This is a genomic window from Vreelandella sp. F11, assembly GCF_042466685.1.
GTDB lineage: Bacteria > Pseudomonadota > Gammaproteobacteria > Pseudomonadales > Halomonadaceae > Vreelandella.
In genome coordinates this window covers 1,679,056-1,698,731 of sequence record NZ_CP170448.1, presented here as the reverse complement: position 1 = coordinate 1,698,731, position 19,676 = coordinate 1,679,056, and the positions used below count along the sequence as shown (strand labels likewise).

Here is a 19,676-nt window from a genome sequence, read left to right as displayed (position 1 = left end):
AATCAGGTCAACCCCAGCAGCGCTTCAGCCAGCTTAACGTCATCATAACGGTGGCTGTCGGCGTCCTCCGGCGCAAGATCCAGGTCAATCACTTGTATTCCCATTTCATCGCGGATCGTCTCAATCTGTTGGGGAGAAACACTCAGCAGCTGCGAATCAAACAGTAAAAAATCAATGGAAGAGCGCTTAGACGACAAGGGCTCCAGTGTGCCAGACAAGTGTGCATTGAGCACTTGAACCTGATCCACCAGCGTCATGCCAAGCGTTTCAAGATCCGTGCCCAGACTCGGCACATACACCTGGGCTGACGGGTTTTTAGCCAACGCCCTATCCACCCCTTTGGGCAGCAGGTTGGCAATGACACTGCTGTAAAAGCTGCCCGGTGGGAAGACGATCAGCTCTGCCGAATCGATAAGGTTACGGGTCTCTTTGCACACCTTGGAGGCATCCAGGGTATCGATATCGTCCGCCTCACCGGATAATTTTATCGCTTGGATAGGCGAATCGATTTCAGCCATCTCTTTGCCGGTAAAGCGGTGCTGGCCGATAATTTTTCGCCCATTCGCTAGCAACACCTCCAGTTGAAGGTTGGCATCCGTCGTGGTGCGAACGGTGCCGCGAGTTTTGATCAATTGGCCAAATAGAAAGGCGATGGGATCCAGGGAGCGCTCATGAATCAGGTAGCCGCCGGTCAAGATAAGGTTCCCCACACTGGCGCCAGCGAGGCTAAAATCCTTTGGCATATGTTTGTAGAAGGCAGCGATATAGCTCTGGATCAGTGATCGCATAGGCTCAGCGATCGCTTTAAGCAGCGGGTGCTTAGCACTGACAAGGGCCTGCAGGTTTTGCTCCAGGGCTGCCTTTACCGCTGCCTCATCCTCCCCCTGCGCCGCTAGCCGATGGGAAAAAAGCGCAGCCACTTCTGGGTGGCCAGTCACTGAGTCATCCGCCAGCGCCAGCAGGCGTGCTCTCAGATCACCCACGGCAGGCATCGCGAAGGCCCGGCGCAACTCTGCCGAACTGCCCCCCGAATCAAACGGCGTCACCAGATGAATGGAGTTATGGGTATAGTCCGTCAATACTTCTGAAAAGCCTTTCAGTGCCGTACCGCCACTGAAGAAGAGTATTTTCGGCCCCAGCTCGGGGGCTTTTCGGTATCGGGCCAGGCGTAGATCCCACCCCCTGTCGAGCGCACGGGGCAGGCACATCCGGCTACAGGTAAAACGTCTTTTTTTCATACAACTCTTTGAACTGTAAGAAACATGTAACGTAAATGACGGCACGGTTATTTATACTGATGACACTAAAACAGTGGGGCCAAGTGTGGCCAAATTAGTTAAGCGCACTTTATCTCGGTGAGGCAGCGTATCAATACGTCGATTTTGGAGCATTTCTATTTTCTACGATTCGAAGTTGAAAATCACTTCGAGTTACTTGAAGTTTATGTGACTCAGTCTAGTCAACCTCTCGCGCAGCGCCTCATCAATCGTAAAGGGTATAGAAGCACACTGCTGGAGAAGGTCGAGCTTGCCGTCGCCATGGATGTGCAGCGACGCAAAGTCGATGGACAGGGCTTTCAACAATCCAAATCCCTTGAGCGTTTAGCCCGGTTGCTTGACCAGCTTGGCCAAGCCTGCCTTGAATTCACAGCCATCAAAGCACTAAAACAGCTTCCTGATAAGTCACGAAAAGAGTACGCCAAGCTGCTTCGGCTGGTTGGTAAATCATTGAAGCTGGTGATCATTAACGTCGATGACGCGAACATTCGCCAAGGCCTTAAAATAGGTCGTCGAATACCCAAAATAACTAACCGTTTAACGACGGCTTTCGCCCCTGACAATTCAGGCGTCAAAAACAGCGCCGTGGTGGATTTTCAGCTTCACCGTATGATCCACCTGCTCTCAGAACTCGCCGACGCCCTGCTCGCCGCTAACTTTGGCCCCGCTGTACGCTTACAAAACTACAAGCAGTTGCAAGACGCCGCCCATGCTATGACCGCCCAGAGCGACGAATTTACCGTTGAGCGGCTGGCACTTACCCGCAGCGGCAGCACCATCGCCACGCTGAAAGCCGAGCACGCCGCCTCCGGCAACAGGATGGCCGTCTATAAAGAGGGTGAAAGTCAGAAAGTCATTGAAGAGCTGTACGGAGTAGATCAATGGAAGCGGGTCTACCCCAAGGTGGCCCCCACGGTGCTCTCGCACCATGTGGAGCAAGGGGGCGAGCTGGGTTCAATGGTCATTGAGCACCTCCCTGGCCGAACCCTTGAATCACTGCTGTTAAACGGCCAGTGGAAATCCGCCAAGCAACTTATCCGCACACTCCAGCGGACGTTGAGAAAAATCTGGAAGAGCTCGCGCACGCCAGAACCCGCGCAAGCCGAGTATATGCAGCAGTTGCGTAAACGCATGCCGGAAACCCGCCACACCCACCCGACGCTGTTTAACGAACGCCAGACTATTTGTGGGCTGACCCGCCCCAGCTTTGACGAGCTGATTGATCGACTTGAGCCTCTTGAGAGTCAGCTTAGGGCGCCATTTTCAGTACTGATCCACGGCGACTTTAACGTCGATAACCTCATTTATGACGACCTCAAAAATCGCATCTACTTCATTGACCTGCACCGCGCCTCCTACTCTGATTATGTGCAGGATCTATCCGTACTGATGGCGTCGATTTATCGACTCCCCATTATGGATGCTGGCCCTAGAGCCGAATTAATGGCATTAATCGGGCAGCTCTATCAGTTTGCTCGCCGGTTTGCCAAGGAGAATAGCGATACACATTTTGACGCCCGGCTAGCGATCGCCTTAGGTCGCTCCTTTGCCACCTCCACGCGCTTTATTTATGACAAGCCTTTTGCCACCAGACTCGCCCTTAGAGCGAGCTATCTGCTAGAGGCAGTGACGCTTCTAAACCCTGAAAACATTGAGAAGTACCGGCTTCCCCTAGAGGACATTTTTAGTGATTAATAAGCGGATTGCAGTCATTGGGATACCTGGCAAATGGTCAACCGACGTATTGGCGACGCATTTAGAGCAGCGCACCGGCTACCGTTGCGTCATCGATATGGCGGACGTCGTGCTAGAGCTTGAAACCGGCCAGTTGCGTTATCGGGACACCCTGCTCAATACACTTGACGGGGTGATCATCAAAAAAATAAGCGCCGACTACTCCCCTGCCGCAGATGACCGACTCCGCATGCTCAGCAGCCTCGAAGCACAGGGTGTGCGCTGTTTTAGCAGCCCACGCCAGGTAAGCCGTTTGATTAATCGACTGGAAGGCACCGCCGCCCTGGCGGCAGGCGGCGTCCCGCTGCCCGCAACGCGAGTTACCGAGAGCACGGCTGCAGCGCTGGAGGCGATTCAAGCGTTCGGCAAAGCGATCCTAAAGCCGCTCTACTCAACCAAAGCCCGCGGCATGGTAGTGCTCAAAGCGGCAGACGGTGTAAAAGCCAACACCCAAAAGCTTGAAAAGTTTAAGGCGAAGCATGGCCTGTTTTACCTTCAGCAGTTCGTGAACCTGGGCGGACAGGATCTAGGCATGGTATTTCTAGGTGGCGAGTATCTGTGCACCTATGCCCGTGTTAGCGATGGCAAAGCCTGGAACACGACGATCCACAGCGGCGGCAAATACCAACGCTATGAGGCCAGCCCTGAACTGATTGAACTTGGCCGTAAAGCCCAGGCATGCTTCGATCTCAGCTTTACCACTGTGGACATTGCCTTGACCGACAAAGGCCCCGTGGTGTTTGAGGTCTCCGCCTTTGGCGGGTTTAGCGGCGCCAAAAAAGGGTGTGGGATCGATGCCGCCGAAAAGCTGAGTGACTATGTGCTGAGCCAACTTGAGACAGAGACAGCAGAGGCAGCAACAGCAGAGGCAGGCTAATGATCAACCTTTTTGACGACCAGCACATCATTCAGGCCAAGGCCGCGTGTCACTATGCGCTACCGCTGACGTTCAATGGTTTAACGGTGCGCGTACGGGCCGACCAGCCGGCCATTCTTGACCACCTGGAGGTTTACTATGCTGGTTTAACGGCGTCTGGTCTGCTCCCGAAAGAAGTCCATACCGTTGACCAGCCAGAGCTACCGGTATGGCTACTGGATCAGCAGGTGGATACCAGCGGCCGTGAGTGGATAGCGGTCAAGCGGGCCAGAACCAGCCCGCTGGGCCTGAAAGAGGCTTACGTGGATACGCCCCAAGGGCGCTGGATTCATAAAGTACGCACCGGGATGGTGCTGTTCCAGTCGCTAACGGCGCCGGTCGCGCTGGGTGAATTAACCAGGCACCCCTCACAAGTCATCAACTTTATTAACAACCAGTTTCTCAATCATCACCAACGCCATGGTTACCTGCTCGGCCACGCCTCGGCTTTCGATATCGATGGCGACGTCACGGCCATTGCCGCCAGTTCCGGTGGCGGTAAATCGACACTGATGCTGAAAGCGCTGGAAACCGCCAAAGCACGCTTTCTCTCCAATGACCGGATTCTATTTAAGCCCGCAAACGGCAAGATAAACGCCCTTGGGGTCGCCAAACACCCCCGCGTTAACCCAGGCACGCTGATCAACTCGCCGCGTTTGAGCGACATACTGCCCACTGAAGAGCGCGACCGATTTACCGGCATGCCCAAAAGCCAGCTATGGGATATTGAGCAGAAGTACGATGTATTGATTCCTAACGCCTATGGCGAGGGTAAAACCGCTCTCTCCGGCACGCTCAAACACCTAATACTGCTGGACTGGGCATTAGACGCTACCGCCTCGACAGCCCTGAGTAGCGTGGATATCACCCAAACGCCTGAGGCGCTTGAGGGCTTACGCAAAAGCCCAGGGCCGTTTTTTCAGCAAGCGGATGGCAGCTTTCCTGCTGAGCAAGCCCAATCTGCCCAGACCTATGCAGACCACCTAGCGGGCGTTGACGTGCTGCGTCTCACTGGTGCTATCGACTTTGCACGGGCCATTGCGCTACTCCAAGAGAGGGGCATTCTCTAATGGTGGCGCTGGCGCTGATTCGCCACGGCGAGTATGCACAGCTGGCGGATACGCCCAGCGCCCTGCAGCCCTACCCCCTCACGGAAAAAGGTGCGGAAGAGGTTCGAGAGCAGGCGCAGCAATTCGGTGAATGGCTAGCCACATCAGGCTATCAGCTCAATGCCGAGATACACTGCTCGACGCTGTTAAGAGCCTGGCAAACCGCCGAGATCTACCGGGAAGAGCTAGCCCCGTTTTTTATACAACTACCCCGTTTATGTAGCGTCTCGGCACTTTGTGAACGCAGCGTTGGGGCGCTGGCCAACCTTAGCGTTCAGGAAATAGAGCGCATCGTTGCTTTAGACCCCCGCCTTGAGCCGCTTCCAGCGGGCTGGAAATCAACCAGCGACTTTAGACTACCTTTCGATGGCGCAGAGTCCCTGTTAGAGGCTGGTGAGCGGGTTGCTGCCCATCTACAAACGCTTTTAGCGCCATCGCCACGGTTTGCGGGTAAGCAACTACAACTGGTGGTGGGCCACGGCGCCTCCCTTCGCCACGCGAGCTATCATTTAAATGTCATCCCCTTCGGCGATATTAAACGGTTAAGTATGTTTCATGGTCATCCGGTCGTTTTCGAGCGGCATCACCAAGGCTGGAACCAACTGTACGGCAACTGGAAACGGCGCCAGTCGGCTGACCCACTCGATTAAACAATAGCGACCCACAAGATGGCTTCCATGACCGCGTTCAATGTTATTCCAAACGTAACCGACCACCCCTATCACAGTGCCATCTTAGCTCGCCTGCCAACGGAGTGGACGCCCTGGCCCAATGATTCCAGCTCGGTCAATCATGATGAGGCGCTAAGCACCTTTGCCAAGCGCACACAGAAAAAAGGCTTCTCCTGGCCCAAAAAGCCGGTGGTATTTATCTCAGACCCCCATGCGGATGCCGAGGCCTTTGAAGCATCGCTGATTGCCGCCGGGGTGATCGAACGCGATGGTGCTCACCTGTGTGAATATGCACTGACCCAATTCGGCAAAAAAGCCGACATCGTGGTGGGCGGCGACTGCCTGGATAAAGGCCCCAGCAATCTGATGATGCTGCGCAGCCTGGCCCACTTATACCGCCTCAACGCCAAGGTAACCCTGCTGGCCGGTAACCATGACCTGCGTCTGCTGATGGGGCTGCTTTCTCTGGAACGCGACACAGACGCCGGTAGCCAGCACCTTTTTGTGCGCATGGGTAAAAAGGTGGTGCCACTATTCAAGGAGGTCTTCGATCAATACCTGGCCGACACCCAGTGGGACAAAGGCTTACCGTCTGAGGAGGCGTGCCGACAAGCGCTGTTTCCAGGCAGTGACTGGTTCGAGAACTTCCCCTTCTATGCCGCCGGGTTCCTAACGGATGAGGGCATAGCGCGTGAAATTAGCAAGATGACGACCAAAGCCCAGAACTTTGAAGCGCACTGTGCAAAAAATGGCCTGTCGCTCTCCCAAGTCTACGCCGCCGCTATGAAGTGCCGTTCGCTGTTCCTCAAAAAGTCGGGGGAGTTTAGCTGGTTTTTCAGCCGCATGCGGCTGGTCAAAAAGCGCGGCTCTTTTCTGTTTCTGCATGCAGGCCTTGATGACCATATGACCGAACTACTCGCCAATCATGGCGTCAAGTATGCCAACCGCGCCTTCAAACAAAACCTGATGCACCAGAATCTGTTCAGTTTCTATTACGGCTCTTTGGCCAACACCTTCAGAACCAAATATCGTAAAGCCGACCTGCCCCTTACGCCCCGCGGCGCCTATACCGCCCGGCAGGCAGGCATTCAAGTGCTGGTTCACGGCCATATCAACCAACACTTTGGCCAGCGGGTCACGCTTAAAAACGGCCTTATACATATTGAAGCCGATATCACCCTAGACACCCATTCGCGTAAAAACGAGGGGCTTGATGGCTGCGGTGTGGGGGTAACGTTAATCGACAAAAAGCGCGGTGTAGTTGGCCTGAGCTGTGATTACCCTCAGGCAAAAGTATTCAAACCTGGCCGCAAAGGAAAACTGACGGGAGCCCACTAAATGAAGTCCAAAACTAAATTCAGCCACGACTCGCTGCTGGATCGTCAGGCAACCCAGGAGCTGTTGATCACCCTGGCAAATGCAATCAATAAGGGCGAGCTTGCCTTCCAGGAGAGCGAAGGCGAGCTAGTGTTGACGCCCCAGCAGCTGCTGCAAGTCTCCCTACGTGCCAGCGATGAAGGCGACAAACAGGAGGTGGAAGTAAAGATTAAGTGGCGCACCAAAGAGAAAGCGCTTTCCGATACGCCACCCAGAATTAAAACCAAAGCGGGTAAACGCTAGGCTCCACAGACGTCCCGAGCCCTACCCCCATGAATATGGGAGTATGATGCCCATGTTTACGCCAGAGCCCTTTCGGCTCAGGAAAGGCGGTAGGAGCATGGAAATGGACGTTACACATTTAGAGCACGTTATTATCGCTTTACTTATTCAGCTCTCACTACTGCCGTTTGTTTCTGCACGTGTGGCTGGTGTTATTCCGGTGGCAATACTGCTCGGGCGCGAGATTGCACAGCACGAATACCGGCTAGGCATTCACCGTGGTTGGGCGTGGGGCGAAACGCTACCGGTCGGTATGTTTGAAGGCGTCTGGGGTGCGTGGACGTTAGACTCAGTGCTTGATGTGTTGCTGCCAGCACTGGCATGCGGGCTGCTGGCAGTTCTGATTGAGTTTAAAAAACGGCGTACCGCCAAGAATGCGATAAAAAACGCCAGCTAGTCATTATCGAGACGCTCAGTACGGTATAGCTTCCACTCATTTTCAACCCGGCCATCAGGCAAGCGGCAGTAGCGACCGGTGCCCAGGCTGCTTTCGCGAATTTCATTCTCCCCGCCGAGGCTTCTGCAGTATTCAGCGGCATATTGCGTCATCTGGTTTTCAGAATCCGGGCCACCCCCGCCGTTGGCACAACCGGCGAGTAGCAGTAGTCCTGCTGGCATTACTAAGTAGCGATATAGGTTACCCATACATCCCGACATTGTGATCTTCCTTCGTCCCTAGCCTTTCATCGACTACCCTTCATATTCGTAGATCAATGACGAAGTTGCCAATCCCAGTAACCCAGTGTCAGCACCGAAATAGAGAAAAAGCCTAATGAAACACTCCCTACTTCCGCTCTGCCTGTTCAGCACTACTCTACTGGCGAGTGCTGTCGTTTATGGTGAAGAAGCCCGGCAGTCTCATGATGCCTGTTTGGAAAGCGCGGTCACCACCGTAGACATTGTGGCCTGCATTACCGAAGAGTTTGAACGCGAAGATAAGCGGCTCAACGACAACTACCAGCAACTGCGCAGCCAGTTGAGTGATAGTCGTCAAGAGCAACTGCTAACCGCCCAGCGAGCTTGGATTGCGTATAAGGAGGCTAACTGTGATTTTTATGCCAACCCAGAAGGTGGCACCTTGGCGCGGATCAGTGCCAACTCTTGCGTACTCACCGAAACGACCAACCGCGCAGATGAGCTCGAAGCACTCATGCAACCCTAGGCTTTGTCTGAAAAGTCGGTGAGCGAAGGCCAGACAAGGCAAAAATCGGCGAAAAGACGGATCGGACTCGCGCGCGAGTTTACGTGTTGTAAATGAGTACTTTGATCGGACTCGCGCACGAGTCGATTTTTAACGCCGTATGGTCGAGCGCAGCCAGTTTTCAGACAGAGCCTAGGAATAAGCGCCTGCATCCGCCGTGGGGCATGCAGGAGACTCGGTTTGCTGTTATCGAAAATAACAGCTAGCCTTATACAGGCCATATACACAAAGATGGTCGTGTTCATATATAAATCCATTTCATAAGGAAAGTGAAATTATGTCCAGCCCAGAGCATAAGCAGAAGATCTGGAAGATGATCAAAGATATTAAAGTCGGCATGCTGGTAACCCTAGATCACGACACGCCCCGGGCACGCCCGATGCATCTAGTGCAGGAAGAGTACGACGGCACCCTGTGGTTCTTCACCCGCCGCAGTGCCGAAAAGGTGTTTGAAACCAAAAGCGACCACGATGTGTGCCTTAGCTTCTCCGACCAGGAAGATGGCGTCTACGTCTCGCTGTCGGGCAAAGCCAACCTGACCGATAACCGCGAACTGATCGAGAAATACTGGAACCCCTTCATCGCCGCCTGGTTCCCGGAAGGTAAAGACGACCCAGACGTTGCCCTACTGGAAATTAAAGTTGAGATGGGCGAGCACTGGAAAGCCAAAGAGAGTAAAACTTTCCAGCTTTACGAAATCGCCAAAGCCAACCTCAAAAAGGATGCCACCCCGGATCTTGGTGAGAATGAAAAGTTCGGTGGGTAACTTGCTACCCAAGCGCCCCACTGCCGGGGCGCTTTTCAGCCTGATCATCATCATGCTCATGGGTGCATCCACCTCATGGGCCAATGATCAGCCCCGGAGTGATGATGCTCCCCCTCAGGGTGAATGCGCCCCCAACGACCGGCAGCAGGCAATGCTCTCTCAAGTCAACGAAGCGCGTAGCCAAGCACGCCAATGCGGTGACCAACAGTTTGAGGCCGCAGAGCCGTTAACATGGAGCTGCAAGCTTGAAGCGGCGGCCGAAAGCCACTCCAAAGATATGGCCGAGAATGACTACTTTAGCCATACCAGCCCGGAGGGCGCAGGTATCGAGCAACGGGTGGGCAATCAGGATTACACATGGCAAGCCGTGGGTGAGAATATCGCCGCGGGCCACACCTCTGTTTCTGCCGCGGTAGAGGGCTGGCTAGACAGCCCCGGCCACTGCCGCAACCTTATGAATAACGCCTTCACCGAAATGGGCATGGCGAAAGCCGAAGATCCAGAGTCGCGCTATTCAACCTACTGGACACAAACGCTCGGCAACCCGCGCTAAGCGCCCACGAGTCAATTATTGCCCGCCTCCTAAATCACCGTAGTGAACAGCCGTAATCGCGTTTTTAGGCGAGCCATCGACCAGTTTGGTGCTATAGGTTAGGATCGAGTAGGAAGGGGAGTCGCCTCCCCTGTCCTCTCACACCACCGGGCATACGGTTCCGTACCACGGCGGTTCATGCAGAACGTTTAAGCCATCTTACCGTATCCAGTACCGAGATCAGTCCCTGGTCATAAAACCATTTCCTCGGCAGGGCCTGATTCATGTGCGAAGCCCCGGCATTCCACCAGGGGCCTCGACCGTTCCCCGCCGATTTCCAGGCGCGGTGCCCGTCTAGGCCTAGCCCTCGCAGCTTCCGACGCCGAGTCGATGGGCGTTTCCATTGTCGCCAGATCAGGCCGCGTAAGCGCCGGCGTATCCATTGATCCAGTGCTTCCAAGGGGCGTTTCACATCAACAAGATTGAAGTAGTTAGCCCATCCTCGTAGGACTGGCCTCAACCCTTCGATTACCCGTTGGATGTTACGCCCCCTGCCACGTTTCAGGATCTCACGGACACGCTGCATCATGCGTGTCAGGCTTGTCTTGGCGAGCGTCAGTTTCGACTGCTTGTGCCGAGTGAGGCTGTAGCCCAGGTATCCGCGTAGCCATGGCCGATCCACCGCACTTTTACGGCGATTGACCGTCAGCCGAAGTGAGCTCTCGAGATACTCACTCAAGCTGCCCATGACCCGCTCGCCTGCTCGTCGGCTCCGTACATAGATTTGTACATCGTCGGCGTAGCGGCAGAAGCGGTGGCCTCGGCGTTCCAACGCCTTGTCCATGTCGTCCAGCAGGATGTTCGCCAGTAGCGGGCTGAGGGGCCCGCCTTGGGGTGTCCCCCGCCGCCTCGGCGTGGGCAAGCCATGCTGGAACATACCCGCCTCCAGATAGCGACGGATCAAACGCAGTACACGCTTGTCGTCAACGCGCCGCGCGACCCGTGCCATCAGCAGGTCGTGATTCACTCGGTCGAAGAAGGCTTCCAGGTCAAGATCGACCACCCAGCGGTGACCGGCGGTGACGTGGGCCTTCATGGCCGAGACGGCCTGCTTGGCGCTCCGCTTGGGGCGGTAGCCGTAACTCGACTCGGAGAAGCCCGGGTCGAAGATCGGCATCAGTACCTGGGACAGCGCTTGCTGGATTAGGCGGTCGGTAACCGTGGGAATACCGAGCTGCCGCGTCCCACCCTTGGGCTTAGGGATCGTGGTTGCTCGGATCGGGCTGGGGTGGTACTGATCGGCCAGCAGCCGCTCGCGCAGCGTTGGCCAGTACGTCTTTAGGTGGTCGGCTAGCTGATACACCATCATGCCATCGACACCCGGTGCGCCTTTGTTGGCAACCACCCGACGGTAAGCTCGCTCCATGTTTTCCGGGTCAACGACCCGTTCCATGAGCGAGGTTGGCTCCGCTTTCGTCCACGATAACGACGCCGGGCTCGTCTCGACGCTCACCGGCTGGGACTCGGAGTACTGCCCCTGCCCCTCTGGGTGAGTGACGGTATTCGCGTCATGGTCTGTCTTCATGATCGATCCTCGAGACGTTATCGCCTACTCGCGGTTCTTCATGTTCGGCCCTTGGTGCCGTGGTGAACCGGCACTTACTATGGCCTCGGCTGACGTCTGGTGATCCATCCCGTCGCCTCTCGACGCCGGTAGCACCGTGGCAGACCACCAGACCTCCCAGGGTAAGACGCGCGACCTTCCCGCTTATGCCTGTCGGATTTACGTCATGGCGTTCCGTGCAAGTATCGGGCTTTGGTGAGTGTAGCCACCTTACCCCGCCATGACGCCTCGTATCCGCTTCCTGTTCGTCAGGCCAGCGTTTTGCCTCGGGCTGCCTTTGGATTCCCCCTCGCGAGGGACACCCTTGCCGTCGGCTAGCACTTCCCCTTGCCGGGCGTGCAGGGGACTTTCACCCCCAAGTCATCCTGAAGCACCACCCCCAGGAACAGCGCCGGTCAAGGCGCTGCGCGCCATGCCTGGCGCACTACACAAAGGTCTGGGTTTCCGCATCATGCATGCGCACGACGCGCATATTCTTGAAAAGCGCCGAGCGGCGTTGACTAAAAATCACCTCCTGCTCCTCTACTTCCGCAGGGTCGAAGACAATCTCCCCTGTCTGGCGACACGCCACGCTCGCCTCACTGGCCTCCTCAGCCAGCCCCACCGCACCGGAGATCCCGCCAATCTGTGAGTAAGAGAGGTAGCAGGAGATACCCTCAACCTTCGGGTCATCGAAGCGCTCCACTTCAATGGTGTTGTTCGGGCCCAGCAGCTTGAACTCCGTGCGCACGCTGCCGATGTGGGCATCCTGGGCGAACAGTGTGGGTGGCAGTAGCGCAAACATGGCAATGAGCGATGTAAAGGCAACGCGTTTAGGCAACAACATGGGCAGCTTCCTTGGGATTAGTTAGCCGGGGGATAGGCATGCAGAGAGGATACCTGATGCGCGTAGTTGTTGGGGAATGAACGGAAAAATGATGGTGGAGGTCGAGAAAAAAGCGAATTGAGCAAGGTGATTGGCGTCTTGGCAGGAGGAAAACAAGCCCTATAATTAATTGAACACAGGCTTTACTCCCAAAACGGTAGAAAACATGAGGGGCATAGCGAAGCGCACACTGAAAGAGTTTTGGGAGCAGGGCTATGACGACGCCAAGACCCCATTAACCGAGTGGTACAACATGATGCTCAGAGCATCCTGGGAAACGCCACAACAGTTGAAGGCCGATATTGGAACCGCCAGCATCCTTAAAGGTGGCCGTGTTGTTTTCAATATCGGCGGCAACAAGTACCGAGTCATACTCTCCATTCGGTATGAGCAGCAAATTGCCTGGGTTCGTTTCGTTGGCACCCACGCCCAGTACGATCAAGTCGATGCAGAGACAATATGATGAACATCCAACCTATCCATAACGATGCTGATCTTGAGCGCGCATTTGCTCGTCTTGAGGCGCTTTGGGCTGCTGAGCCAGACACTCCTGAAGCGGACGAGATCGAAGTGCTCTCAATCCTCATAGAGAAATACGAGGACAAACACTTTCCCATCGGGCCATCTGATCCTATTGAGGCGATCAAATTCCGCATGGAGCAGCAGGGGCTAACGCCGCGCGATCTTGAAGCATACATCGGCTCTAGCGGACGAGTTTCAGAGGTGCTGAACCGTAAGCGAAAACTCAGCCTTCGCATGATCAAGAACCTGCATGAGGGGCTTCGAATCCCTTATGAGAGCTTGATGAGTCAGGCCGCTTAGTTTTTACTGTCCCACTTTTGGGGTGCAGGTCACAAAGGCGGGGCGTTGGCCATACGCTAGCGAATGATTGGGGTTAGGCTTGAGCGCTATCCAAATCGTCCAGCCTCGGTAATTACTCCATTTGCAGCGGTGCCAAGGTTTGGCTTGTGCAGGCTGTGTTGGTTCGGTGCTCTTGGGCGCCGTTCCGCCGCCATTCGTGCCGGGCTGCCGCTGCGGATGCCTGCGAACACTCGTTGAACTCGCGTTCTTCGTTACCAAGCGCTACGGGTATGTGCACTCACTCGATTTCGGTGGGGTGATTACGTGCCTCGGCCATATGCATAACGTGCACACTCCCTTGGAATCCACGCCTTCATGTGCAAGCGTGATTTAGTAGCGCGTGGTAAGCCTACGGCGCACCCGCGGGAGCAGCGCGCAGCGGTGCTGGGGGTTGGCTGAAGTGCCATTGGGCGTCGTTCCGCCGCCTCCCGCGGGTGCCTCATACGCTCGTCCCTCGCGAGATTCGTTACCACGCGCTACAGAATGTGCGCTGACTTGATTTGGGTGGGTTTGTAGCGCGTGGTAAGCCTACGGCGCACCCGCGGGAGCAGCGCGCAGCGGTGCCGGGGTTGGTGTGGTGCCCTTGGGCGTCGTTCCGCCGCCATCCGCGGGTGCCTACGAACGCTCGTTGAACTCGCGTTCTTCGTTACCGCGCGCTACGGGTATGTGCACTCACTCGATTTCGGTGGGGTGATTACGTGCCTCGGCCATATGCATAACGTGCACACTCCCTTGGAATCCACGCCTTCATGTGCAAGCGTGATTTAGTAGCGCGTGGTAAGCCTACGGCGCACCCGCGGGAGCAGCGCGAAGCGGTGCCGGGGTTTGGCTTGTGTGGGCAGAGTTGGTTCCGTGCCCTTGGGCGTCGTTCCGCCGCCTCCCGCGGATGCCTCATACGCTCGTCCCTCGCGAGATTCGTTACCACGCGCTACGGGTGTCTGCACGAAGCTAAGTCGGTGGGTTTCGTAGTGCGTGGTAAGCCTACGGCTCACCTGCGGGAGCAGCGCGCAGCGGTGCAGGGTTTGGCTGAAGTGCCCTTGGGCGTCGTTCCGCTGCCTAATGCCTTGACCTAACCATCGCAAGCGCAGCCTCTCGGTTGATGGCAGGTATAGTTACGGCTAATGCATGAGTTACCGCATGCTTTTCCTTTGGAGCAGGTGCGACAGCATCCGCCCTGAGTAAATAAAAGCTCTTCGGGTATCGTATCAAACACTAGGTCGCACTCGGTTTCTTCACCGCTCACGATAAGTTCGGCTTGGGTTACCCATTCACCAGACATGTCAGGCGTTTGTTCAGCGCTTGCCACACTGGCGAAACATAGCGCCAGCATCAACATCATTGCTTTGATAAGCACGGGCTTTCCCTTTAATTATTATTCGTGGCTGCAGTATGGAGGTGAAGAGCAAAATCTAATAGCTATTACGCATCAAAGCAGGCAAATACTTGCCCAACGCACATCATCACTAGATGTTAAGGAGAAAAAAGTCAGGGGAAATAATTCGCAGATAGCCCGTTGGCGTACCTGGCAGGAGTCTAAAAACCACATAACAATATGATTTTAAATAACTTAATTTAAAATACACCAACTCATATATCAACTCCGCCGTTTGCAACCCGCTAACCTTCCTAACACGCCAACGCCCCGCACAAAGGCGGGGCGTTGGTCATAAACGGGCAAATGATTAGGTAGCACTGTCGTCGAGATCGTATTGCGAGCAGCCCCCTTCAACTGAACTAAAGCACCATGGCAGCAACCCAGCCAAATACAATCAGCGGAATGTTGTAGTGCAGAAAGGTGGGCACCACGCTATCCCAGATGTGGTCATGCTGCCCATCAGCATTGAGGCCTGCGGTGGGGCCTAGGGTGGAGTCTGACGCGGGTGATCCAGCGTCGCCCAGGGCGGCGGCCGTGCCTACCAATGCTACTGTCGCCATGGGTGAAAAGCCAAAACTCAAAGCCAAAGGCACATAGAGCGAAGCAATAATGGGAATGGTCGAAAACGAAGAGCCGATGCCCATGGTGATAAACAGCCCTACCAACAGCATAATCAATGCGGCCAGCCCTTTATTGTCGCCGATAAGCTCGGCAGAACTCGCCACCAGCCCTTCCACCTCGCCACTGGCTTGCATCACACTGGCAAAACCTGCCGCTGAGATCATGATAAAGCCGACCAGGGCCATCATGCGCATTCCCTCGGTAAAGATACCGTCCTGCTCATGCCAGCGGAAAACGCCACTCATGGAGAGCAAAGCAAAACCGAAGATACCGCCCAGTACCATAGAGCCCGTCATCAGTTGCACGGTGACCGTACCTACCAGAGAAATAACCAACATGGCCTTCTGCCACCCGGCTAGAGAAAGCGCAGCTTCCTGGGGCGATTTATCACCATGTGCCAACTCACGATCTTCATAGTCTCGCCCCTTGCGATAACTCCAGAACACAGCCACCGCTAATCCTAACGCCATGCCACCAATGGGAATCGCCATCGCCAGAGGCACCATTTGGCGGGTCACTTCCAATCCCAGCGCCGCGCCACTTTCGTTGAGGTTCGCGAGCAGTATGTCATTCAGGAATATCGCCCCAAACCCAACGGGCAGTAACATATAAGGCGCCGTGATACCGAAGGTAATCACGCAAGCCACCAGTCGCCGGTCAAGCTTCAGGTGGTTCATCAGCTTTAGCAGCGGCGGCACCAGCACTGGAATAAAAGCAATATGGACAGGGATCAGGTTCTGCGAGCTGACTGCCGCGGCTAACAGCGCCGCCAGCAGTGTATAGGTAACCGTGCGGCGGCTCCCCCCAGACTCATCTAGCTGGAAGCGCCTAATGGCCCGGCTGGCCAGTAGCTCGGTGATACCAGAGCGCGATAAAGCGACGGCAAAGGCCCCTAACACCGCATAAGAGAGCGCGATGGTGGCGCCATTACCCAGCCCCTCATTAAAGGCGTCAAGGATCTCACCAATCGGCATACCCGCGTATAACCCACCAACCAGCGTGGCGACGATAAGCGCAAACACAACTGAAACGCGCGCAAGACTCAAGCCGACCATCACTAGGATAGCCAGAACGATAGCATTCATGAAAAGCCTACTTTGTTGTTAGATGGTAAATAGTGCGTTCCCTATGGCATTGGGTCGTCACAGCCTCTCGCCATAGGGAAGCATAAAACGCCTTAAACCTGGCTTGGCAGCGTATGCGGATGAGCCAATGGGGTTAACGTACGCTCGCGTATCAGGTCGCTGGCGGCTTCGATATCCGGCGCGAAGAAGCGATCCTGGGTGTAGTGGCTGACGCGGGCGCGTAGCAGTTGCCTGGCTTGCTCTAGCGGCTGGGTAGTGGTCAAGCCCTGGCGCATGTCCAGCCCCTGGCACGCCCCCAGCCATTCGATGGCTAAAATGCCGCACACATTCTCCGCCATTTCCCACAACCGCTTACCGGCGGCGGGCGCCATTGAGACATGGTCTTCCTGGTTAGCCGAGGTAGGCAGGCTGTCGACACTATGGGGGTGCGCCAAGGCTTTATTTTCACTCGCCAGCGCCGCGGCGGTGACCTGGGCGATCATAAACCCGGAATTGACCCCGCCATTCTCAACCAAAAATGGCGGTAGCTGCGACATGTGTTTGTCCATCATCAAGGAGACACGCCGCTCGGCAAGAGAGCCGATCTCGGCGATAGCTAACGCCAGGTTGTCAGCGGCCATGGCTACCGGTTCAGCATGGAAATTACCGCCGGAAATAATGTCATCCTGCTCGGCAAACACCAGCGGGTTATCAGAGACCGCGTTGATTTCCGACGCGAGCACCTCGGCCGCCTGACGGATCTGGGTTAACACAGCGCCCATCACCTGTGGCTGGCAGCGCAACGAGTAGGGATCCTGAACTTTATCGCAGTTAGCATGGGAGTCACCGACGGCACTGCTTTCACCGAGCAGATGGCGGTAAGCGGCGGCGGCGTCAATTTGGCCGCGCTGGCCACGCACTTCATGAATCCGGGCATCGAAGGGTGAACGTGACCCAAGCGTGGCTTCTACGGTTAACGAACCGCACACCGTCGCCGCAGCAAACAGGTCTTCGGCGTCGAACAGGCCCCGCAAGGCATAGGCGGTGGATACCTGGGTGCCATTAAGCAGCGCCAGGCCCTCTTTGGGTGCCAGCGTGATGGGCGCCAGTCCAGCGATTTCCAACGCCTTTTCAGCGGAAACCCACTCCCCTTTGTAGCGGGCTTTGCCCTCGCCCAGCAGTACAACACTCATATGCGCCAGGGGCGCCAAATCACCGGATGCCCCGACGGATCCCTTAAGGGGAATATGCGGGTAAACCTCGGCATTGATCAGTGCCACCAGAGCATCCAAGACCTCACGGCGGATGCCGGAGAAGCCTCTTGCTAGGCTGTTGACCTTGAGCACCATAATCAAACGCACCAGGGCATCATCTATCGCCACCCCCACGCCAGTGGCATGAGAAAGCACCAGAGAGCTCTGTAGCGATTCAAGGTCTTCGTTAGCAATGCGGGTCTGGGCCAATAAGCCGAACCCCGTATTAATGCCGTAAACCGTGCGGTTCTCACTAACGACCCGGTTAACGCAATCAACGCTGCGCTGTATATCCGCACTGGCGCTCTCCGGTAACGTAACAGGCACATGCGCTTGATGGATCTGGCGGGCTTGGGCAAGGGTCATTTTGCCGGGCTGAATGTCGAGATGTTTCATTTGATCGCCTATAGAGACAGGAAGGTGGTCATCCCACCTTCTCAACTGTTGTATTTGTGCGGGCTTTATTGATTAAGCATCGGCAAATCAAGACCATTTTCCTGAGCGCACTGTTTAGCAATGTCATAGCCAGCATCGGCATGGCGCATCACGCCGGTGCCCGGGTCGTTGCGCAGCACACGGCCTAAGCGGGCGTGGGCATCATCGCTGCCGTCACACACAATCACCACGCCAGAATGCTGGGAATAGCCCATGCCTACCCCGCCGCCATGGTGTAACGATACCCAGGTGGCACCGCCTGCGGTATTGAGCAGTGCGTTGAGCAGTGGCCAGTCGGAAACGGCGTCAGAACCATCCATCATCGCCTCGGTTTCGCGGTTGGGGCTGGCAACGGATCCCGAATCGAGGTGATCCCGACCAATAACGATCGGTGCTTTTAGCTCGCCACTCTTGACCATTTCGTTGAAGGCCTGCCCCAAGCGGGCACGGTCTTTAAGCCCCACCCAGCAAATACGTGCTGGCAACCCCTGGAAGCTAATCCGCTCGCGCGCCATATCGAGCCAGTTATGCAGGTGCGGGTCGTCGGGAATGAGCTCTTTGACCTTCTGGTCGGTCTTATAAATGTCCTCAGGATCCCCGGAGAGCGCCACCCAGCGGAAGGGGCCGATACCCTGGCAAAAGAGAGGACGAATATAGGCAGGCACAAAACCCGGAAAATCAAAGGCGTTGGCAACCCCCTCCTCCATTGCCATCTGCCGAATGTTATTACCGTAATCAAAGGTGGGTACGCCCATCTTCTGGAAGTCGAGCATCGCTTGCACATGCACCGCCATCGACTGCTTGGCCGCCTTCACGGTGGTTTCAGGCTCGGACTTGCCACGGGTCACGTACTCCTCCCATGTCCAGCCGGAAGGCAAGTAGCCGTGCAGCGGGTCGTGTGCGCTGGTCTGATCCGTGACCATATCCGGCTTGATGCCGCGCTTAACCAGTTCCGGCAGCACATCCGCAGCGTTACCGCACAGGCCGATAGAAATAGCTTTACCCTCGGCGGTATAGCGCTCAATACGCGCCAGGGCATCATCAAGATTGTCAGCCTGTTCATCCAGGTAACGGGTGCGCAGGCGGAAGTCGAGACTTGCCTGCCGACACTCGATATTCAGCGAACAGGCACCGGCCAACGTCGCCGCCAGCGGCTGGGCGCCGCCCATGCCTCCAAGTCCAGCGGTCAGAATCCAGCGCCCCTTGAGTTCACCGTCGTAGTGCTGCCGCCCTGCCTCAACAAAGGTTTCATAGGTGCCTTGTACAATGCCCTGGGAGCCGATGTAGATCCATGAACCTGCCGTCATCTGGCCGTACATTATCAAGCCTTTGCAGTCCAACTCGTTGAAGTGCTCCCAGTTCGCCCAGGCGGGGACCAGATTGGAGTTGGCGATCAGCACCCGAGGCGCATCCTTATGGGTTTCGAAGACACCGACGGGTTTGCCAGACTGCACTAGCAGCGTCTGGGTATCTTCCAAGCGCTGCAGCGTTTCGACGATTTTGTCGTAGCACGCCCAGTCACGGGCAGCACGGCCGATACCGCCATAAACCACTAAATCCTCCGGGCTTTCAGCAACATCCGGGTGGAGATTGTTCATCAGCATACGAAGCGGCGCTTCGGTCAGCCAGCTCTTACAGCTGAGTTCCGTACCGGTCGGGGCAATGATCTTACGTGAAGCATCGTGACGTTTATCGTTGGTTGGCATGGCGTCA

Annotated in this window: 20 protein-coding genes; 13 read left to right on the top strand and 7 right to left on the bottom strand. The window is 55.9% G+C overall.

Annotation, left to right across the window (positions count from 1 at the left end; translation table 11 throughout):
- Window positions 1–2: 2 nt before the first annotated feature.
- On the bottom strand, window positions 3–1,238 hold the full coding sequence (locus tag ACFIOZ_RS07620) for a GAK system CofD-like protein (protein ID WP_386083084.1): 1,236 nt from the start codon (window positions 1,236–1,238) through the stop codon (window positions 3–5).
- A 207-nt stretch (window positions 1,239–1,445) separates the two neighbouring features.
- On the opposite strand from ACFIOZ_RS07620, the gene ACFIOZ_RS07615 reads away from it, so the two are divergent.
- The 7 genes from ACFIOZ_RS07615 (at window position 1,446) to ACFIOZ_RS07585 (ending at window position 7,763) form a co-directional block, all read left to right on the top strand.
- Window positions 1,446–2,972 carry an aminoglycoside phosphotransferase family protein gene (locus tag ACFIOZ_RS07615; RefSeq protein WP_386083083.1) on the top strand — a complete coding sequence of 509 codons (1,527 nt, stop codon included), beginning with the start codon at window positions 1,446–1,448 and terminating at the stop codon, window positions 2,970–2,972.
- Complete coding sequence (locus tag ACFIOZ_RS07610; protein WP_386083082.1) at window positions 2,965–3,888, top strand: GAK system ATP-grasp enzyme; 924 nt, start codon at window positions 2,965–2,967, stop codon at window positions 3,886–3,888. The genes ACFIOZ_RS07615 and ACFIOZ_RS07610 overlap by 8 nt, the downstream gene beginning before the upstream one ends.
- Window positions 3,888–4,997: an HprK-related kinase B gene (locus tag ACFIOZ_RS07605; RefSeq protein ID WP_386083081.1), complete on the top strand. Its 1,110-nt coding sequence runs from the start codon at window positions 3,888–3,890 to the stop codon at window positions 4,995–4,997. The genes ACFIOZ_RS07610 and ACFIOZ_RS07605 overlap by 1 nt, the downstream gene beginning before the upstream one ends.
- Window positions 4,997–5,686 carry a histidine phosphatase family protein gene (locus ACFIOZ_RS07600; RefSeq protein ID WP_386083080.1) on the top strand — a complete coding sequence of 230 codons (690 nt, stop codon included), beginning with the start codon at window positions 4,997–4,999 and terminating at the stop codon, window positions 5,684–5,686. The genes ACFIOZ_RS07605 and ACFIOZ_RS07600 overlap by 1 nt, the downstream gene beginning before the upstream one ends.
- Window positions 5,687–5,713: 27 nt before the next feature.
- Window positions 5,714–7,045: a metallophosphoesterase gene (locus tag ACFIOZ_RS07595; protein ID WP_386083079.1), complete on the top strand. Its 1,332-nt coding sequence runs from the start codon at window positions 5,714–5,716 to the stop codon at window positions 7,043–7,045.
- Window positions 7,046–7,327 carry an amphi-Trp domain-containing protein gene (locus ACFIOZ_RS07590; protein ID WP_386083078.1) on the top strand — a complete coding sequence of 94 codons (282 nt, stop codon included), beginning with the start codon at window positions 7,046–7,048 and terminating at the stop codon, window positions 7,325–7,327. It abuts the gene before it with no gap.
- A gap of 103 nt (window positions 7,328–7,430) precedes the next feature.
- Window positions 7,431–7,763 carry a hypothetical protein gene (locus ACFIOZ_RS07585; protein WP_386083077.1) on the top strand — a complete coding sequence of 111 codons (333 nt, stop codon included), beginning with the start codon at window positions 7,431–7,433 and terminating at the stop codon, window positions 7,761–7,763.
- Here ACFIOZ_RS07585 and ACFIOZ_RS07580 read toward each other — a convergent pair.
- A complete protein-coding gene (locus ACFIOZ_RS07580) occupies window positions 7,760–8,023 on the bottom strand; it encodes a DUF333 domain-containing protein (RefSeq protein ID WP_386083076.1) in 264 nt (87 codons plus the stop codon). The two genes, ACFIOZ_RS07585 and ACFIOZ_RS07580, sit on opposite strands and share 4 nt — an antisense overlap.
- Before the next feature lie 115 nt (window positions 8,024–8,138).
- On the opposite strand from ACFIOZ_RS07580, the gene ACFIOZ_RS07575 reads away from it, so the two are divergent.
- From ACFIOZ_RS07575 to ACFIOZ_RS07565, 3 genes are all read left to right on the top strand, one after another.
- Window positions 8,139–8,528, top strand: a complete 390-nt coding sequence (locus tag ACFIOZ_RS07575) for a lysozyme inhibitor LprI family protein (protein ID WP_386083075.1) — start codon at window positions 8,139–8,141, stop codon at window positions 8,526–8,528.
- 316 nt (window positions 8,529–8,844) lie between these two features.
- Window positions 8,845–9,333 (top strand): pyridoxamine 5'-phosphate oxidase family protein, encoded by a 489-nt coding sequence (locus tag ACFIOZ_RS07570; RefSeq protein ID WP_386083074.1) that lies wholly within the window; start codon window positions 8,845–8,847, stop codon window positions 9,331–9,333.
- Complete coding sequence (locus ACFIOZ_RS07565) at window positions 9,314–9,886, top strand: CAP domain-containing protein (protein ID WP_386083073.1); 573 nt, start codon at window positions 9,314–9,316, stop codon at window positions 9,884–9,886. The genes ACFIOZ_RS07570 and ACFIOZ_RS07565 overlap by 20 nt, the downstream gene beginning before the upstream one ends.
- Window positions 9,887–10,061: 175 nt before the next feature.
- On the opposite strand, the gene ltrA is transcribed toward ACFIOZ_RS07565, so the two are convergent.
- A complete protein-coding gene (gene ltrA, locus ACFIOZ_RS07560) occupies window positions 10,062–11,450 on the bottom strand; it encodes a group II intron reverse transcriptase/maturase (RefSeq protein WP_386079569.1) in 1,389 nt (462 codons plus the stop codon).
- A 463-nt stretch (window positions 11,451–11,913) separates the two neighbouring features.
- The gene (locus ACFIOZ_RS07555; protein ID WP_386083072.1) at window positions 11,914–12,315 is read right to left on the bottom strand and encodes a CreA family protein; all 402 of its coding nucleotides are present in this window, start codon (window positions 12,313–12,315) and stop codon (window positions 11,914–11,916) included.
- Window positions 12,316–12,520: 205 nt separating this feature from the next.
- Here ACFIOZ_RS07555 and ACFIOZ_RS07550 point away from each other — a divergent pair, with 205 nt between their 5' ends.
- The 3 genes from ACFIOZ_RS07550 to ACFIOZ_RS07540 all read left to right on the top strand — a co-directional run bounded on the left by ACFIOZ_RS07550 (window position 12,521) and on the right by ACFIOZ_RS07540 (window position 14,288).
- Entirely contained in the window at window positions 12,521–12,817 is a 297-nt protein-coding gene (locus ACFIOZ_RS07550; protein WP_386083071.1) for a type II toxin-antitoxin system HigB family toxin, read from the top strand.
- On the top strand, window positions 12,817–13,176 hold the full coding sequence (locus tag ACFIOZ_RS07545) for a helix-turn-helix domain-containing protein (protein ID WP_386084015.1): 360 nt from the start codon (window positions 12,817–12,819) through the stop codon (window positions 13,174–13,176). Before ACFIOZ_RS07550 ends, ACFIOZ_RS07545 begins: the two co-directional genes overlap by 1 nt.
- Window positions 13,177–13,964: 788 nt before the next feature.
- The gene (locus ACFIOZ_RS07540) at window positions 13,965–14,288 is read left to right on the top strand and encodes a hypothetical protein (protein WP_386083070.1); all 324 of its coding nucleotides are present in this window, start codon (window positions 13,965–13,967) and stop codon (window positions 14,286–14,288) included.
- Between the two features lie 661 nt (window positions 14,289–14,949).
- Here the strand turns inward: ACFIOZ_RS07540 and ACFIOZ_RS07535 are convergent.
- From ACFIOZ_RS07535 to hutU, 3 genes are all read right to left on the bottom strand, one after another.
- Window positions 14,950–16,296 (bottom strand): Na+/H+ antiporter family protein, encoded by a 1,347-nt coding sequence (locus tag ACFIOZ_RS07535; RefSeq protein ID WP_386083069.1) that lies wholly within the window; start codon window positions 16,294–16,296, stop codon window positions 14,950–14,952.
- Window positions 16,297–16,388: 92 nt separating this feature from the next.
- Window positions 16,389–17,924 (bottom strand): histidine ammonia-lyase, encoded by a 1,536-nt coding sequence (gene hutH / locus ACFIOZ_RS07530; protein WP_386083068.1) that lies wholly within the window; start codon window positions 17,922–17,924, stop codon window positions 16,389–16,391.
- A 65-nt stretch (window positions 17,925–17,989) separates the two neighbouring features.
- The gene (gene hutU, locus ACFIOZ_RS07525; protein WP_386083067.1) at window positions 17,990–19,669 is read right to left on the bottom strand and encodes a urocanate hydratase; all 1,680 of its coding nucleotides are present in this window, start codon (window positions 19,667–19,669) and stop codon (window positions 17,990–17,992) included.
- Between the last annotated feature and the right edge of the window lie 7 nt (window positions 19,670–19,676).